Below are 414 nucleotides of genomic sequence, written 5' to 3'. Positions count from 1 at the left end.
GGATGATCTTCCAGCGGGGCAACCCGATGGACTACGAGCGGTGGGCCGCCGACGCGGGCATGGAGACGTGGGACTTCCGGCACTGCCTGCCCTACTTCAAGCGGATGGAGAGCCGGCACCTGGAGGACGGCTCGCCCGCGGGCGACGACTGGCGCGGTGGCGAGGGCCCGCTGCACCTGGAGCGGGGCAGGTGTGACAACCCGCTGTTCGGTGCGTTCTTCGAGGCCGCCCAGCAGGCCGGCTACCCGCTGACCGACGACGTCAACGGCTACCGGCAGGAGGGGTTCGCGCCCTTCGACCGCAACGTGAAGAACGGGCGTCGCTGGTCCGCTGCCCGGGCCTACCTGCACCCGGTGCTGGACCGGAAGAACCTGACCGTGCAGACCTTCGCCTTCGCCACCCGGGTCCTCTTCG

1 protein-coding gene is annotated in these 414 nt (G+C 70.3%); it reads left to right on the top strand.

Features of this window, described 5'->3' with window-relative positions; translation table 11 throughout:
* A partial coding sequence (locus DDE18_RS22490; RefSeq protein ID WP_211754723.1) for a GMC family oxidoreductase N-terminal domain-containing protein occupies nt 1–414 on the top strand: 414 nt, incomplete at both ends.

Source organism: Nocardioides gansuensis, assembly GCF_003076135.1.
Lineage (GTDB): Bacteria > Actinomycetota > Actinomycetes > Propionibacteriales > Nocardioidaceae > Nocardioides > Nocardioides gansuensis.
This window is presented reverse-complemented; position numbering and strand designations above follow the sequence as displayed.